General features: G+C 46.4%; 11 protein-coding genes. 4 read left to right on the top strand and 7 right to left on the bottom strand.

What is annotated here, in order from left to right; all coding sequences use genetic code 11:
• Positions 1 to 36 precede the first annotated feature (36 nt).
• From cydC to trxB, 3 genes are all read right to left on the bottom strand, one after another.
• A complete protein-coding gene (cydC, locus tag BCT11_RS21495; protein ID WP_042604561.1) occupies positions 37 to 1,761 on the bottom strand; it encodes a cysteine/glutathione ABC transporter ATP-binding protein/permease CydC in 1,725 nt (574 codons plus the stop codon).
• Positions 1,754 to 3,541 carry a cysteine/glutathione ABC transporter permease/ATP-binding protein CydD gene (gene cydD / locus BCT11_RS21490; RefSeq protein ID WP_102389254.1) on the bottom strand — a complete coding sequence of 596 codons (1,788 nt, stop codon included), beginning with the start codon at positions 3,539 to 3,541 and terminating at the stop codon, positions 1,754 to 1,756. Before cydD ends, cydC begins: the two co-directional genes overlap by 8 nt.
• Before the next feature lie 103 nt (positions 3,542 to 3,644).
• Entirely contained in the window at positions 3,645 to 4,604 is a 960-nt protein-coding gene (gene trxB / locus BCT11_RS21485; RefSeq protein ID WP_102389253.1) for a thioredoxin-disulfide reductase, read from the bottom strand.
• A 371-nt stretch (positions 4,605 to 4,975) separates the two neighbouring features.
• On the opposite strand from trxB, the gene BCT11_RS21480 reads away from it, so the two are divergent.
• Positions 4,976 to 5,632: a 2OG-Fe dioxygenase family protein gene (locus BCT11_RS21480; RefSeq protein WP_009705852.1), complete on the top strand. Its 657-nt coding sequence runs from the start codon at positions 4,976 to 4,978 to the stop codon at positions 5,630 to 5,632.
• Positions 5,616 to 6,851, top strand: coding sequence for a cysteine desulfurase-like protein (locus BCT11_RS21475; RefSeq protein ID WP_102389252.1), 1,236 nt, complete (start codon positions 5,616 to 5,618; stop codon positions 6,849 to 6,851). Before BCT11_RS21480 ends, BCT11_RS21475 begins: the two co-directional genes overlap by 17 nt.
• 79 nt (positions 6,852 to 6,930) lie before the next feature.
• Here the strand turns inward: BCT11_RS21475 and BCT11_RS21470 are convergent, their stop codons facing one another.
• A complete protein-coding gene (locus BCT11_RS21470; RefSeq protein WP_102389251.1) occupies positions 6,931 to 7,755 on the bottom strand; it encodes a DUF2797 domain-containing protein in 825 nt (274 codons plus the stop codon).
• Between the two features lie 340 nt (positions 7,756 to 8,095).
• Here BCT11_RS21470 and BCT11_RS21465 point away from each other — a divergent pair, with 340 nt between their 5' ends.
• Positions 8,096 to 9,433, top strand: a complete 1,338-nt coding sequence (locus tag BCT11_RS21465) for a GGDEF domain-containing protein (RefSeq protein WP_102389250.1) — start codon at positions 8,096 to 8,098, stop codon at positions 9,431 to 9,433.
• A gap of 229 nt (positions 9,434 to 9,662) precedes the next feature.
• Here the strand turns inward: BCT11_RS21465 and BCT11_RS21460 are convergent, their stop codons facing one another.
• The 3 genes from BCT11_RS21460 to BCT11_RS21450 all read right to left on the bottom strand — a co-directional run bounded on the left by BCT11_RS21460 (position 9,663) and on the right by BCT11_RS21450 (position 13,880).
• Positions 9,663 to 11,033, bottom strand: coding sequence for a DASS family sodium-coupled anion symporter (locus BCT11_RS21460; protein ID WP_039974479.1), 1,371 nt, complete (start codon positions 11,031 to 11,033; stop codon positions 9,663 to 9,665).
• 245 nt (positions 11,034 to 11,278) lie between these two features.
• On the bottom strand, positions 11,279 to 12,025 hold the full coding sequence (locus BCT11_RS21455; protein WP_038868683.1) for an ElyC/SanA/YdcF family protein: 747 nt from the start codon (positions 12,023 to 12,025) through the stop codon (positions 11,279 to 11,281).
• A 166-nt stretch (positions 12,026 to 12,191) separates the two neighbouring features.
• On the bottom strand, positions 12,192 to 13,880 hold the full coding sequence (locus tag BCT11_RS21450) for an NAD-dependent malic enzyme (protein WP_102389249.1): 1,689 nt from the start codon (positions 13,878 to 13,880) through the stop codon (positions 12,192 to 12,194).
• Between the two features lie 237 nt (positions 13,881 to 14,117).
• Between BCT11_RS21450 and BCT11_RS21445 the strand changes: the two genes are divergently transcribed.
• Positions 14,118 to 16,472: a helicase-related protein gene (locus tag BCT11_RS21445; RefSeq protein WP_102389248.1), complete on the top strand. Its 2,355-nt coding sequence runs from the start codon at positions 14,118 to 14,120 to the stop codon at positions 16,470 to 16,472.
• Positions 16,473 to 16,573 lie beyond the last annotated feature (101 nt).

Below are 16,573 nucleotides of genomic sequence, written 5' to 3'. Positions count from 1 at the left end.
CAATTGATGAGCCCTTTGTCTATTTGAATCCCAGTATTACAGAGATTGTAATAGCTGGTGGTAACGACCTTTTTCTGCAAGTAGTGCTTGGTGGCTACCTTGTTCGATGATTTCGCCTTGTTCCATCAAACAGATGTTGTCCATGCTTTCCAACTCAATCAAACGGTGAGTAATGAATACCACCGTTTTATTGGTGAAGTGTTGCTTGAACAATTCCATCACTGTTTGTTCAGTGCGCTTGTCTAGACCTTCGGTTGGTTCATCAAGCAGCAGAATAGGTGCGTCACGCAATAGCGCGCGAGCAATACCGATACGACGCTTCTCACCACCAGACAGCTGACGACCGCCGTCACCTAGCCAAGCATCCAGCCCTGGTTCGTCTAACAGATTCGCCAAGTCTACTTTAGTCAGAATATCAGCCAGCTGTTCATCCGTTGCTTCTGGAGCCGCAAGCAATAGGTTGTCACGCAATGTGCCATTAAGCACATCAACACGTTGGCTAACTACTGTGATCGCAGCGCGCAAATCGGACTCGCTCCAATCTTGTAGAGGCGCACCACCAATGCTCACTTGACCTTGGTTTACATCCCAATAGCGACAAAGCAATTGAATAAGCGTCGATTTACCTGAACCGGTTTGGCCAACAATCGCCGTTTTTGAGCCCTGTGGCAGTGACAGTGTCAGGTCTTTCAGCACTTTTTGCTGGCCATCAGGGTAGGTGAAATCAACCTTGTCGAACTCAATATTTAACGGCTTATCACCTTCACGCTTCGATGTTTCTGGGAAGACAACGTCCGGCTCAGCTAGCGTGATTTCGTTTAATCGACGTGCTGAAGTCAGTGTTTGACCTAGATATTGGAAAGCACCAGCAATTGGCATCAGAATTTCAAAGCTCGCCATGGTTGCAAACGCGAACAGTGCAATCCAAGGATCTGGTGCACGACCACCAACACCATCCGCAGCAAACCAAAGCATTGCAACAAGGGTTAAGCCGTTAGCGAGCATCAACAAGCCAGACGCCATACCAGTGAGGTTTGCGTTAACAAACTGGTTGGATAGCAGCTGTTTTTGCTTTTCTAGAATCACGTTACGGTAACGCTCTTCTGCACCAAACAGGCTCAGCTCGCTATAACCTTGTAGCCAGTCCAGTGTTGCTACGCGCAGTTGTGCTTTGTTTTGAGTCAGGTGTTCGCCGTTATGTTTGCCCAGTTTGTAGAACAATACTGGCCACACCAACAGCATTACCGTCAGGATACCGCCAAGCAGTAGCGCAAGGTGCCAGTCAAAGAAGGCAAGTACCGCGGTTAGCGACAAGATACCGAAGATGCCAACAATCACAGGGCTGACAAGACGCAAGTACACATGGTCCATCGCGTCTACGTCTGCCACTAGACGGTTTAGCAGATCCGCATCACGCAGAGTCGAAACGCGACCAGGGATCAGAGGCGCAAGCTTCTTGAAGAAGAAGATACGCAGATCCGTCAGTAGTTTGAATGTTGCATTGTGGCTAACTACACGCTCACCCCAACGGCCCGCAGTACGTGCCATCGCGGCGCCACGAACGCCGGCGCCCGGAAGCATGTAGTTGAAAGTTTCACGAGCAATAGTCAAACCCGCGACGGCAGCCGCAGAGATAAACCAACCGGATAAGGTGAGTAGGCCAATAGAAGCAGCCAGCGTTAGAAACGCCAGAAGCATGCCGAGTGACAAACCAAACCAATGCTTTTTATACAGTTTTAGATAAGGGAGTAAATCACGCATCTAAGTTCCCCTTGTCTGATTCACGTTGAGCTAGGTTGGCAGCCAACATTTCTTTAAATAAACCATCTTGCGATGCCAACGTTGCGTAATCGCCACGTTGAACGATTTGACCTTCTTGCATAACCATAATCTGGGAGACATTCTGCAGCGGCGCGAGTTGGTGAGTGATCATCAAGTTAGTGGTGGATTCGGTGTATTTACCGATGCCTTCCATAACTAATTTCTCGCTTCGAGCATCCAAACTTGCAGTTGGTTCATCAAGTAGCCAAAAACGGCCGTTTTGTAGCATCGCACGAGCAAGGGCAAGACGCTGTGCCTGACCAACAGACAAACCGCCAGAGCGATCAGATATTTGGTAGTCCAGACCGTGCATTTCAACAAACTCTGCAGCGTAGGAGTCGCTCAGTACTGAGTGGACTTGCTGATCTTGAATATCCTGCTTACCAAGAGTGACGTTGTCACGAATGCTGCCATGCAAAAGCATTGGGTTTTGACCAATCCAGCTGATGGTTTCGCGCCATGTCGCCAAATCCAACTCGGAAAGTTCACAGCCGTTAATCTTTAAGCTGCCTTTGTATGGCATAAAACCAAGGATGGTATTTACTAAGCTGGTTTTACCTGCACCACTTGGGCCAACCAGTGCGGTGCTTTGATTCGCTTCTAGCGAGAAGGATAGGGGACCAGCAAGCTGTTTACCTTCAGGGCTGAAGATAACAAGGTCTTGAGCTTCGATATGAATCGCTGCGTTTTGTTCTACGGCCTTGTTGCCATCTTTTACTTGGTCTACATCTAGCTCTAGAAATTCAACAATGCTTTCTGCTGCGCCGACTGCTTGTTGCTTGGCATGGTAGAAGGTACCAAGGTCACGCAATGGTTGATAGAACTCAGGCGCAAGGATCAGAATAAATAGACCAGCAAACAGCGTTACACCTGTGCCGTAGTAACCGAAGTTGAGCTCTCCGATATAGCTAAAGCCAAAGTAAACTGCCGTAATCGCAATTGAGATAGAAGTGAAGAACTCAAGAACCGCTGAAGATAGGAATGCAATCTTCAATACATCCATAGTGCGAGTACGGAAAACTTCAGATGCACCTTTTAACGTCTCGGTTTCTGATTGAGTACGGTCGAACAAACGGATGGTTGTCATTGCTTGCAAACGGTCATAAAAGTGACCAGATAAACGTTGCAGTGCTTTGAAGTTCTTACGGTTTGCGTCAGCGGCTTTCATCCCCACCAATGCCATAAACATTGGAACTAATGGTGCAGTAATCAGGAAAATTAAACCGGCTGCCCAGTTAATTGGAAAAACCACTACTAGGATGATGAAAGGCACCAAAACAGACAACGACATTTGTGGAAGGTAGCGAGAGAAGAAATCTTGCATGTCTTCTACTTGCTCTAGGATCAACGTTGCCCAACTACCTGCTGGCTTACCTTTGATATAAGCAGGACCAAGTTGGTGAACTTTATCGAGAATCAGTTGGCGGATGTAAACACGGATCTGTTCGCCGCAACGATATCCAGCGATTTCGCGTCCCCAAGTACAAGCTGCGCGACCGATAACAGTGACACCAAGTCCGACGAAGTACCAAACGAGTTCGGATTTGTCGACTTGTTCAATAATGAGTTGGTGGAGAATGGAGGCGAGCAGGGCTGCTTGAGCCAATAAAAACACGCTTGATAGTACGCCTAGGCCTATCGCAACCATCAGCCAGCGCTTGGCCAACTTACTCTGTTGCTTAAGCCACTTATTCAAGCTGCTTTGCTTTTTCTTATCCATCGTGAAGGCTTAATGATAATTGTTTTAATGAGGCGGTAGTATACAAAAGAAAACCCAGCGGGAATACCGCTGGGCTTTAAGGATATGACACAAATGTGAAAAGTTATTTGTCAGTAAGTGCGTCTAAGAAGCGTTCTGCATCTAAAGCTGCCATACAGCCAGTACCTGCAGAGGTGATTGCTTGACGGTAGTTATGATCCATCACGTCGCCTGCTGCAAACACACCTTCGATGCTTGTTTGCGTCGCGTTACCTTCAAGGCCGGATTGAACGAGGATGTAACCATCTTTCATATCGACTTGGCCTTCAAAGATTTGCGTGTTTGGTTGGTGACCGATTGCGATGAATGCACCCATTACATCGATATCTTCTGTCGCACCGCTGTTCACGTCTTTAATGCGAACACCCGTTACACCCATGTCGTCGCCTAGCACTTCATCTAGTGTACGGTCAGTGTGAAGAACGATATTACCGCTTTCAACTTTATCCATCAGGCGTTTTACAAGGATCTTCTCAGCGCGGAATGAATCACGACGGTGGATCAGATGCACTTCTGATGCAATGTTTGATAGGTAAAGCGCTTCTTCAACAGCAGTGTTACCACCGCCCACAACCGCCACTTTCTGATTACGGTAGAAGAAACCATCACAAGTTGCACAAGCTGAAACGCCGCGACCTTTAAATGCTTCTTCAGATCCAAGACCTAGGTATTTCGCTGATGCGCCAGTAGAGATGATCAACGCATCACAAGTGTACTCACCAGAGTCACCTTTCAGACGGAATGGACGTTGAGACAGATCCACTTCGTTGATGTGATCGAACACGATTTCTGTTTCGAATCGTTCTGCGTGTTCTTTCATGCGTTCCATCAAACCTGGGCCAGTAAGACCTTCTGCATCACCAGGCCAGTTTTCTACTTCAGTTGTGGTCGTTAGCTGACCACCTTGCTGCATTCCCGTTACTAGCACAGGGTTTAAGTTAGCACGCGCTGCGTATACTGCTGCGGTGTAACCTGCTGGGCCAGAACCAAGAATTAATAATTTACAGTGTTTTACGTCGCTCATTATGGCTCCATAGAGGGCTGAACATTTCTCCCGATTGTATGGAAATTCTTAGTGCTTTAAAAGCATAAACGAAAGGAGCGGATCGAATTATTGGTTATAGGTTAGAACTTGCTGATGTTTATGGAGAGGCGTTCCAGACTAGAATAAAATTCTGTTTATAGTAGAGAGTTCTAGTTTCAAATACTGCGCAAGCTCCGTTCTGAATGTTTAAACTGCTGTTGATGTTAATTATAGTGCTAAGTGTCGTTTTTTCTTTTTTGTTGAAGCTATCAACGTCAAATTCTGGTAATTGCAGAATATTTGCGTATCCTAAGATGTAAATTAAATGTTAATTCAAACAAGCTAAATGTGCCTCATTAAAGGAGCCAATGATGTTACATTCACGAGAGAACACCTTACATTTGACTCAGCTCAGCATGGCAGCGATTGAGCAACTTTCTCCTTCCTTCGAAGGCCTACCTCGTACGGAACATGCCGACGGCCAATATCGTCTTCGTCGTTACTCTGTGGTTGGGTTTGAAAACGGTCAGGTGGTCGATTTAAATAAGAACAGCTTTGTACAATCTTCTGATATCAACCGTTTCCAAGGTGATGTGATTCGCCAGTTTGAGCCGATTGAAAAAGGGATTCTTTCCAGTGAAGGTTTCCGTGAAATGTGTGAGTTGTTCGTTAACGCAAACCACTTACCAGACGGTCAGGAAATCGAGATCCATCAAATTCGAATTACTGCGATTTACGATGAAACCCAAGTTGCACCGGAAGGGGTACACCAAGATGGTTTTGACCACATCGCGCTAGTAGGCGTAGGGCGTCACAACATCATGGGTGGCGACATCATGCTTTACAGCAGCCACAATCAAGCGCCTTTTTTCCGTAAAGTATTGGAAAATGGCGAAGTGGCAATGCTGGCAGACAGCAAACTGTGGCACAACGCGGTGCCAATTCGCTCAGTGATTAATGACCAAGAAGGTCATATGGATGTATTTGTACTGACAGCGACGGACAAACGAAATGAACTTCAATCTTAATCAGATCCGAGAACAATTTCCCGCACTGGCGCAATACCACAATGATCGCCCAGTGACCTTTTTTGATGGCCCCGGTGGTTCACAAGTGCCGCAGTCGGTACTCGATAGCATGGTGAGCTACCTTGGACGATTCAATTCGAACCTCGGCGGGCATTATTTCTCAAGCCAAGCGACGGTTGATGTAATGCAATCGGCTCGCGAATCAGCACAAGCTCTGCTAAACGCACCGTCCTCGGGAAATATTGTGTTTGGCGCAAATATGACCTCGCTGACATTCCAGCTAAGTCGCGCTATTAGTCGAGATTGGAAAGAGGGCGATGAGATCATTGTTTCAGCCCTAGACCACTACTCTAACGTGTCGAGTTGGCAACAAGCAGCAGAAGATAAAGGCGTGGTGGTTCATCAAGTCAGAATTAATGAAGAAGATTGCACGCTAGATCTTGCGCATCTTCAGAGCTTGTTGAATGAGAAAACTCGCATAGTTGCGGTGACTTACGCATCGAACACCACCGGCTCGATTGTTGATATGCACCAAGTGGTCAAAATGGCACACAGTAGCGGCGCTCAAGTTTATGTGGATGCCGTTCATTACGCGCCGCACCATTTAGTCGATGTGCAAGCATTAGGATGTGATTTCTTGGCATGTTCTGCGTACAAGTTTTTCGGACCACACGTAGGAATTGCGTACGTAGCAGACCAGTGGTTACACAGTGTTAAGCCTTACAAAGTTGAACCTGCAACCAATATTGGACCGGGGCGCTTTGAAACCGGAACGCAGAGCTTTGAAGGCTTGGCTGGCGTCACAGCTGCGGTTGAATACCTAGCCCAGTTTGGCGATGAAGAAGCATCACTTCGTCAGCGTCTAGAGCAAAGCTATGCGTTATACAGCCAACATGAGCAGCAATTGAGTGAGCATTTCTTGCAGCGTTTAGGGGCGCTCGATGGCGTGAACTTGTTTGGTATTAACAATGAAAGCAACCAACTGAGAACGCCAACTTTCGCGCTGACTTTTGATAAATACTCTCCAGAGTTCATCGCGAAGACGTTGGGTGAGCACAATATCTGCGTCTGGAATGGACACTTCTATGCACTAGGACTCGTTCGCCAGTTAGGCTTAGAAGAGTCGGGTGGTGTGGTGCGTATCGGTTGTATGCACTACAACACGACGGCAGAAATCGATATGTTGTTTGATGTGTTAGAAAATATCCTCGACGCGTAAGAATCGAAGACGACACAAACTAAAAGCTCGAGCCAGGTGCTCGAGCTTTTTCGTTTCTTTTATTCAATGAGCCGAGAGCTTATTCGCTCACTTCAACTTCATAAGAGGTGAACTTACGCACGTTGATCACGCCAGTATCGAAGATCAGGTATTGGCCTTTAATACCTTGCAATGTACCTGTAACAACTGGGTTTTTATCGAAGTTGTGCGAGGTGATTTTAGTCGGATGCTGCTGAACTGGGTAGCTTAGAGAAGTGATGTTTTCGCTCAACACTTCAATTGCGTCATAGCCATACTGCTGTTTAATCTCAGCGATTTTGTCTTCCACTAATGGCAGTAGTTCTGCAAAGCGATCTTGCAGTTCAATTGGGTCGCCATCGCCTTTCAGCAGCGTTCGCCAGTTTGTCTTATCAGCAATGTGTTTCGCTAATTCGATTTCAATCAAGCCAGAAATATGACGAGTTTTTACTTTGAAGATAGGCAGACCTTGTGTGGCACCTTGGTCTATCCAACGGGTTGGAATTTGGGTATGACGCGTGATGCCCACTTTCAAACTTGACGTGTTAGATAGGTAAACGAAGTGGTCCACCATGCAGTTCTCTTCACCCCATTGCGGCTCGCGACAGGTGCCTTGTTCGTAGTGACAAGTTTCTGGCTTCATGATGCACATGTCGCAACTCGCCAACTTCTTCATACACACAAAGCAGTGGCCTTGAGAGTAGCTCTTCTTGGTTTTCTTACCGCAAGAACAACAGTAGATGTTGCCAGTGTGAGTTAGGGTGAGGGTTTTACCAAGAAATGGGCTCAAATCCACTTCTTCGTTACCCACAGGCAGACGGTAGCTTACTGCACCATCCAGAGAAGCACGCATTTTATTTAGCGTACCTGTAGCAATTATTGACATGACATTACTCATTATTTTGTTTTTGCACAGTATATACCGAACCGACGTTCAGAGGCAGGAGAAAGCTAATACGTGTTAGTTTTCGCTTTCTGTTTGATGGCTTTTTGAACACTAGACAAAGTCAGCGTGTGAAGTCTTTCGCAAATCTCGCTTGGTGAGAATATTCCTACAATCTTGAAGCGGGTTCACAATTACTTTGTGTGTACTATGTATTGAAATTAAGAATGTGAGTTTTAAATCACTTTTTAACTTGATAAATAACTTTGTTTGAAAAACGAAAAATCTTTCAGTACATTGCACGATATAAACAGAACAGTTGTCAGTAAATAGGCCAGCCGCCATGAAATGGATACATAAATTAATTTTTGCGTTGTCGATATGCAGCATCAGTTTGGTGGCGTTATACAGTTTGCTTGGTGATACTCGTAAGCTAGAAGTTACACCGGATCAATTTAATATTCATGTTACAAGTGATGCGATTGCTGGTGGTTTGAGTGAATCTGATATTACGTATCAAAACCACAGTTTGGTTCTGAACTGTGACCTAAAGGAAAGCAAATACGCGTGGCCTTACTGCGGCATCTCCGTTTACACCGATGTGAAGCAAGCGACCAAAGGTTTGGATCTTTCCAGTTACCATACCGTTCGTCTAAAAATTCGTTATGAAATGGCTGGAGAGGGTCAAAACCCAAGCAAAAACTTGCGTCTGTACTTGCGTAACTTCAATTCGGCCTACTCAGACCCGAATGATGAATACACCATCAAATACAATGGCATGCAGTTTTCTCCTTCAGACTTTAGTGAAGTTATTGAGATCCCGATTGAAAACCTTCAGGTGATGACGTGGTGGTTGAATGATAACGACGTTGCGATTGAGCACTCTGCGCCTGAGTTTGCCAACATTACTCGCATTGATCTGGCAACGGGAGCAGGGGCGGCACTGGGTAAACATAAGATCGTTATCGACAAGATTGAGTTTGAAGGCGCATATGTAGAACAGTCGACACTGTTGTTCGCTTTGTTGTTCTCATGGATGGCGCTGGGTTTAGCATTCTCACTACAAGAAATGCGCAAAAATAAAATCGCATACAACAAAGCACGGAAACGCCACCGCCATTTAGAGAAGGTGAATTCGACGCTTCGTACACAAAATTATGAGTTTGCGGAACTGGCACATCGTGATGCCTTAACTGGAGCGATGAATCGACATGCAGTCCAAAACTGGCTTGAGCAACAAGCTCGTCAAGTTCGCTGGGGTCACGATTCGTTTTCGATTCTCTATATGGACTTAGACAAGTTTAAACGCGTGAATGATAAATACGGACATCAAATGGGGGACGATATTTTACGCGAGTTTGTTATGGTGATTGCGAGTTCCATTCAAACTGATGACCGACTGGTACGTTGGGGTGGTGAAGAGTTCGTCGTGTTCTGCCCAAATACCGATATTGAGCAAGCAGTAAAGAAAGCCGAAGTCGTGCGTCAGAACGTTGAAAAACACCTTTGGGTTCATGGTGAATCGCTAACGTGCAGTATTGGTGTCGCCCAAATGCAAAACGAACGAGTCTCTGAGACGATGGCTCGTGCAGATGAAGTGTTGTATTTGGCTAAGCGGAATGGTCGAAACCGAATAGAAGTGAATTACGGCATGCAGAAGAAGTCGGATATCGCTTCTTAACTAAGGCTTCACAGCTAAGGTTTCATAACTTAAGCTTCCAAAGTGCCGCGCTCACCATTAGCGTGGAAAAGAAAAAAGGTGGCCGACTGACCACCAAAAGGGAAACTGCTGAACATGACTAGGGGGTAGTAGTTAGGTATTCAATTTGATTACCGAGGACAGCAGTTGTAGTGCTAGTTTTGATTAGAGAGCTGCGTTTGGGCGCAGCTCTTTTTTATTTGAGCAATGTTTACCAGAACAACCAAGCGAATAGAGTTAGCGCGCCGATACATGCAACGTTCAGTACCATACCGATTCGCATCATCTCTTTCTGTTTGATATGACCCGTCGCAAATACAATCGCGTTAGGTGGCGTTGCTACTGGCAGCATGAAGGCACAAGATGCTGCTACAGCAATCAGTGCTGATAGAATGACTGGCGATAGACCAAGAGCTTCTGCAATGGTGGCAAATACTGGCACTAATAGCGCCGCACTCGCGGTGTTACTTGCAAACTCGGTTAGGAAAACAACAAACGCAACCACAGATAAAATCGTGAGTAGGACACCAGCTTGCTCAAGGAAACCAGCTAGACCGTTAGCCAAGAAGACACTTGTGCCTGTTGCTTTTAGTACGTTACTTAGACAGATACCGCCACCAAACAGGATCAAAACACCCCAGTCAGTTGTCTTTTCAATGTCTTTCCACTCTACTGCGCGAGATGCACCAAGTAATAGAATCGCACCAATTGCAACGAGGGTATCGAACTTCGCAAAACCGCCAAGCATAGCGTTGATCGGTTTGCTGAAAATCCAGAATGTCACTGTTAATAGGAAAATCGCTAAGGTGATCTTCTTGCCGTTTGTCCACTCAACAGGCTGGTGGTCAAGTTCGAACGTGTGGCTTAAATCTGGTTTTGTCATGGTGTACAGCACCAAGATCGCGATAGGCATGAGAATCAAAGAAATTGGTAAACCCAGCTCCATCCACTCTGTAAAGTTCAAACCGACTTCTGCGGCTGCGATAGCATTCGGTGGGCTACCTACTAGCGTTGCGATGCCGCCAATCGACGCACTGTAGGCGATACCAAGTAGCACGAACAGGTAAGTTCTGTGACTCTTCTTCGCGTCTAGTTTGCTCATAACACCTAGAACCAATGGCAACATCATCGCTGTCGTTGCGGTGTTCGAGATCCACATTGATAGGCCAGCGCTCACACCAAACAACATGAAGACCGCGACAGACATCTTACCGCGCGCAATCAGCAATACTTTGTCGGCTATCGCTTGATCGAGCTTTTGTTTGTGAAGCGCGGCAGCCAATGCGAAACCACCCAAGAACAAGAAAATGATCGAGTTAGAGAAGTTGTTTAGCGCTGCTTGGGTATTGAATACGCCCAAGAATACCGCGAGTAGCGGGATTAGCAGGGCAGTGATGCTTACGTGAATGGCTTCCGTTAACCAAAGTACGGCAACAAAAATCAAAATACATAAGCCGGTTACGACTTGAGGCTCAAAGGGTAGGGTGTTGAACAAAATAGCGAACAGCAGGACATTAGACGTCAATATCATGCTGTTGCGAGTGAAGAACCAGTTCTTCAGTGTCACAGCGAGTGCGGTCATGGTTGTGCTCCTTTTGCATTGCCTTAGTGTTGGTTTTTTATGGCAAAGTAACTGACTTGTAGTTATTTATTGATTAAATGTTACTTCGGATGCAAAAGGGTGTTTTGCCTGAATCGACGGCAGAATAAGAAAGTGTGAGGTTGGGAATTGGAAATGGGTAGAAAGCTACCCATTTACTTTTAATGAATTGTTATCGGTGTGTAATGCAGGGCGAGAATATTGAAAGCAGCAACACTTTGGTCGACTTAATGAACAGGAATGTTACGTTCGTTTTCGATGATTTCTTGCTTTTCCTCAACTGTATCTTCCACCGCAACGATTGGCTCTTGAGGACCAAGGAAGCGCGGTTGCGTATTCATGATGTACAAGTCCAAAAACGCTTTCACACGTGCCATAAGTTCACGCGTTCGCATGTTGATCTTCTGCTTACTTGCCGTTGGTCCAGCTACGGCCAAACACTGCGCATCAATATTGTAAGCGTCAGCAATAAACAGCGCTCGTTCACAATGGAATCGTTGAGTGACAATCAAGAAGCGCTCAGAGGCGAATATCTTTTTAGCACGAACGATGGAATCTAACGTTCGAAAGCCTGCGTAATCCAAATGAATGACTTCTTCCGGTACACCAGCGCGCAGCAGATCGCGCTTCATTGTCCAAGGTTCATTGTAAGAACGGTGCGCGTTATCCCCACTAAGTAGAAACTGCTTCACCTTACCTTGTTTGTATAGGTCGATGGCGGCATTGATGCGGTGGGTATAGTAAGTATTGAGTACCTTACCGATGTATTTACTGGTGCCGAGAACAACTGCGACCTCGTGCTTTGGCACTTGTTCGTAGTCGGTAAAGATTTCTTCTTGAGCTTGAAGCACGACCCATCGGTCAATCGCAATGATGGTGACGAAAAGACCGAGTAAAGAGATCGACAAAACCAAAGCCAGACGCTTCCATGAGAACTTGAGCTTCCACTTTGACTTTATGCGAGAAAACAGCAAAACGTTCGATGTCCTTATTTCAATGTGTATCCCTCATCATATCTGATAGAAATGAAAAGAGAGAAGCCCATTTATGCCAAAATATGGTTAGGATGAGAAAAAAAAGCATAAAAAACAAAAGCCCCCGCACTGCGAGGGCTAATAATTGTACAAAACGTCTTAAAGCTTAGAATGCTGTGCGTTTGTAACGACGGTAAACCGGTTGCCAGAAGGCTTGGTCAATCGCGTCATTTAGCGCTTCATCAGTGATTTCTAGCGCGACACCTTGCTCAATCGCTTTCTTCGCAACAGCGAATGCAATCTTCTTCGATACCAAGTGAATTTCTTCTAGTGGTGGAAGCAAAGCACCGTTGCCGTTGATCGCTAATGGTGAGCATGTTGCCAATGCGCGGCTTGATTCCATCAACATTTCGTCCGTTACGCGCTTCGCATTTACTGCAAGCACACCCAAACCAATACCAGGGAAGATGTAGCTGTTGTTACATTGCGCGATAGGGTAAGTGTTGCCTTCATGAACCACTGGCTCAAATGGGCTACCTGTTGCAACTAACGCTTCACCGTTTGTCCAACGAATGATGTCATTTGGTGTTGCTTCTACGCGGCTTGTTGGGTTCGAAAGCGGGAACACAATCGGACGCGCGCAGTGCTTGTGCATCTCTTTGATCACTTCTTCACTGAAGAGACCAGGGGCACCAGACACACCAATTAGCACGGTTGGCTTCGCATTGTGCATCACATCAAGAAGTGAGAAACCATTTCCTTCATTTTCCCACTTCTTCGTGTTTTCGAACTTCTGAACCAAGCGTTGCTGGAAATCAAGAAGGTTAGGCATACCCTCTTGCAATAGACCCCAACGGTCAACCATGTAAACTTGTGAACGCGCTTTCTTATCAGAAATCCCTTCCGACACCATTTGTGCGATGATCGCTTCGGCGATACCACAACCTGCTGAACCTGCACCCAAGAAAGTAATACGTTGATCTGAAAGCTTAGTGCCTGCCGCTTTACATGCTGCTAGTAGAGATCCTACCGTTACCGCAGCTGTACCTTGAATGTCATCGTTGAAACAACAGATGCGATCTTTGTAGCGCTCTAGAAGCGGCATTGCGTTTTTCTGTGCAAAGTCTTCGAACTGGATTAGCGCATCAGGCCAACGACGTTGTACTGCTTGGATAAACTCTTCAACAAACGCATCGTAATCTGGACCCGTGATACGAGGATGACGCCAGCCCATGTACATTGGGTCTGCTAGACGTTGCGGGTTGTTAGTACCTACATCCAGTACGATTGGTAGCGTGTACGCAGGGCTGATACCACCACACGCCGTGTATAAAGAAAGTTTACCGATTGGAATGCCCATGCCGCCGATACCTTGGTCACCCAAGCCCAAGATTCGTTCGCCATCAGTCACTACGATAACTTTAACGTTGTGGTTGGCTGCGTTGTTTAGCAGATCATCGATACGATCGCGGTTCGGGTATGAGATAAATAGACCACGACCACGACGGTAGATATTTGAGAAGTTCTCACACGCTGCACCAACAGTTGGTGTGTAGATGATAGGCATCATCTCAGAAATGTGGTTTTGAACTAGGCGGTAGTATAGCGTTTCGTTTGTATCTTGGATGTTGCGCAGGTAAATGTGCTTATCCATGTCGCTTTCAAAGCTTTTGTACTGTTGGTACGCACGCTCTACCTGTTCTTGGATCGTTTCAGTTGTCTCTGGTAGAAGACCTTCCAAGTTAAATGAACTACGTTCTTCTGCAGAGAACGCACTGCCCTTGTTCAATAGAGGAGTCGCTAAAAGAGCCGGACCCGCATATGGGATATAGAGTGGGCGCTTGTCGTTGTTCATTGGGTGCCTTAAATGTAGGGTTGAAGGATGCGTGCAAAATTCTAACGGGTTCACTATTTAGTTGTAAACATTCGTTGATGCACATCAACGTAATGTCGCAAAAAAATCCAATTCCCGACGAAAATATCGTCACTGAAACATTAATACTGTCATTAAATGGCCAGAAACGATTCCTAAAGCAGGAATTTCTCACTCAGGTATAATGCCTCGCAATCCATTATCACGTTCTTATCTTTTATGTCTCAATTACCTATCGATAGCTTACAAGCGGAATTTGACCAACTCGTGAATCACCATCATTTGGTGGTTGAGGCCGAAACTGGCTCAGGTAAATCCACGCGATTGCCACTTTGGGCTGCCAATCACGGTCGAGTATTGGTGATTGAGCCACGCCGAATCGCTTGTACCTCGTTAGCTGAATTTCTTGCCGAGCAATCTGGTCAACCTTTGGGCAAACAGATTGGTTACGCGATAAAGCTTCACGCTCACTATGATGAAAAGACTAAAGTCGTGTTCGTGACGCCCGGTGTTGCGCTGCGTTGGTTCGCGGAAGACAAACTGACTAGCTTCGATATCGTGATGGTGGACGAATTTCATGAACGCCGCTGGGACATTGATCTCCTTACCGCGATTTTAAAGCAAGAAAAACAGCACCGTCTGATTGTCACGTCAGCCACTTTAGAAGGCGAAAAGCTAGCGAACTACTTGGATGCCAAGCGCCTACGATCAGAAGGTCGTTGTTTTCCTGTCACTGTGACTCATCGCTCAATGGACAGTCGTTACTTGCCGAACAAGAAAGGTTGTGAGAATGATGTTGTGCGCACAGTAAAAGAAGCACTCGAAGACGAAGAGGGCGATATTCTCGTTTTCTTACCGGGTCGAAAAGAGATCACTCAATGCGCGCAAATGCTGCAAAGTATTGACGATGTGATGGTCGTGAAGCTGCATGCATCGGTGAGTGATGAAGAGCGCCATCGTGCGTTGACGGTACAAAAGCAACGTAAAGTGGTGTTGGCAACCAACGTTGCAGAAACCTCTCTGACCATTCCAAACATCCGCGTGGTCATCGATAGTGGTTTGGAACGCAGAACCGTGCAACGAAATGGACGGACAGCCCTGACGTTAACCAACATCTCCAAAGCCAGCGCAGCGCAGCGAATGGGGCGAGCAGGTCGTGTTGCTGAAGGAGCGTGTATTCGCTTGTTTGGTGAGCATGCTCCGTTGGAACGGGTGACGCCACCTGAATTACATCGTGAAGAACTCGTAGAACCAATGCTCGCTGCGGCTTGTTGTGGATACAGACTTTCCGAACTTTCCTTCCTCGATTCTGTACCTGAAAAGTCACTTAACTCAGCACTCCAAACCCTGCAGAGGATGGCAGCGATAGACGAGCAAGGTAACATCACCGAGCACGGTAAAAAAGTGTACCCTCTACCAATTGATGCCTTATTTGCAGACTTAGTGACTCGTATCCAAACCAAATCAGAACGAGAAGCGATGATCGATTTAGCGGCAGCGCTTTCTGTGCCCGCTCAATTGTATCAATTGCAAGGCGGTGAGTTTGCCGAAGCATTAGCGCAAGAAGAGCCATTTGGCTGCGATGCCTCGTTGATGATTCGCTTGGTGCGAGGGGAGCAGCTTCCCGGTATTAATCTTGATGCAAGCGTGCTTGAAGAAGCGCAAGGGTTAGCAAAGCAGATGCGAGAAGTGTTTGAATTGCCGGATCTTGAAGTCGCATCGCGATACAAACGCGATGAATTGACCAAAGCCATTGCTACGTTACATCCAGAACTTGTATTTGTTCGCCGAGAACGACGTCGTGACGCGCTAGGCAATGGTTTGATGGAAATGATGGTTGGGCGCAATAGCCGTTTCCCCGAAAAAAGTGAGGCAGCTTTGGTGCTAGATAGCCACAGTGTACCCGGAAGAGGCGTAAAACAGACGCTCAATCTTGCCTCCGTAATGCTACCTGTGTCCCTCAATCTGCTGCGCGAATTAGAGCTTGGTGAGTGGCAACAAGGCGAAACCAATTATGAGGAAGAAGCCCCGCGAGCGACCATGCATTTGGCCTATGCAGGACGAACCATTTGTACGGAATATCAAGCGCTTGAAGGCGAAGTTGCCGTCCAATCTATCGTTGAGATGATTGAAGACGAAACGCTATTGCCCGGTTTTGCTCCATTGAGAAAACAGCAAATTCAGCACTGGAAGATCTATAACGCGCTTGGGTTAAATCCTGAGCCTATTGAAAAAACGGAACTCGACGGTTTGTCTTTCGCTACGTGGTTAGTCGAGCAACTGGAAACGCTTGGTGTAGAAAGTGTGGAAGATATCGAGCTGTTTGTAGCCGATGACATCCCGTTCGAAGGCATCCCTGAGTGGGAATACGATGACTTTGTTGAACGCTATCCACTTAAACTCGTACTTGCAGAGCTAAAACTGGATGTTGAGTATTTTGTATCACGCAAGCTCGTGCAGGTTATCTACGCCGAAGGAGGTCGAAAAGGGGATCCTAAACGCTGGGAGTTGCCACGTTGGTCTGGTTGGAAAGTGCAATACAAGAAAGCCAGCAGAGTATTAGATGTGAAGTAACACAATCCGGAACAGTATTTGCTTGACCTCGTTTCCCTTGAAGTTTATGGCCTGTTTTTAGGCGATAAGGAATGAATTTGCCGCTCTTGTTGAGCGGCGTG

The organism is Vibrio sp. 10N.222.52.B12 (assembly GCF_002875385.1).
Classification (GTDB): Bacteria; Pseudomonadota; Gammaproteobacteria; order Enterobacterales; family Vibrionaceae; genus Vibrio; species Vibrio jasicida.
Note: the sequence above shows the minus strand (reverse complement) of the source record. Positions and strands in the feature narration are given on the sequence as shown.

What these genes read in the sequence shown, in the direction of transcription:
- cydC (WP_042604561.1), bottom strand. Translation starts at nt 1,761, where the DNA reads ATGCGTGATTTACTCCCTTATCTAAAACTGTATAAAAAGCATTGGTTT.
- cydD (WP_102389254.1), bottom strand. Translation starts at nt 3,541, where the DNA reads ATGGATAAGAAAAAGCAAAGCAGCTTGAATAAGTGGCTTAAGCAACAG.
- trxB (WP_102389253.1), bottom strand. Translation starts at nt 4,604, where the DNA reads ATGAGCGACGTAAAACACTGTAAATTATTAATTCTTGGTTCTGGCCCA.
- BCT11_RS21480 (WP_009705852.1), top strand. Translation starts at nt 4,976, where the DNA reads ATGTTACATTCACGAGAGAACACCTTACATTTGACTCAGCTCAGCATG.
- BCT11_RS21475 (WP_102389252.1), top strand. Translation starts at nt 5,616, where the DNA reads ATGAACTTCAATCTTAATCAGATCCGAGAACAATTTCCCGCACTGGCG.
- BCT11_RS21470 (WP_102389251.1), bottom strand. Translation starts at nt 7,755, where the DNA reads ATGTCAATAATTGCTACAGGTACGCTAAATAAAATGCGTGCTTCTCTG.
- BCT11_RS21465 (WP_102389250.1), top strand. Translation starts at nt 8,096, where the DNA reads ATGAAATGGATACATAAATTAATTTTTGCGTTGTCGATATGCAGCATC.
- BCT11_RS21460 (WP_039974479.1), bottom strand. Translation starts at nt 11,033, where the DNA reads ATGACCGCACTCGCTGTGACACTGAAGAACTGGTTCTTCACTCGCAAC.
- BCT11_RS21450 (WP_102389249.1), bottom strand. Translation starts at nt 13,880, where the DNA reads ATGAACAACGACAAGCGCCCACTCTATATCCCATATGCGGGTCCGGCT.
- BCT11_RS21445 (WP_102389248.1), top strand. Translation starts at nt 14,118, where the DNA reads ATGTCTCAATTACCTATCGATAGCTTACAAGCGGAATTTGACCAACTC.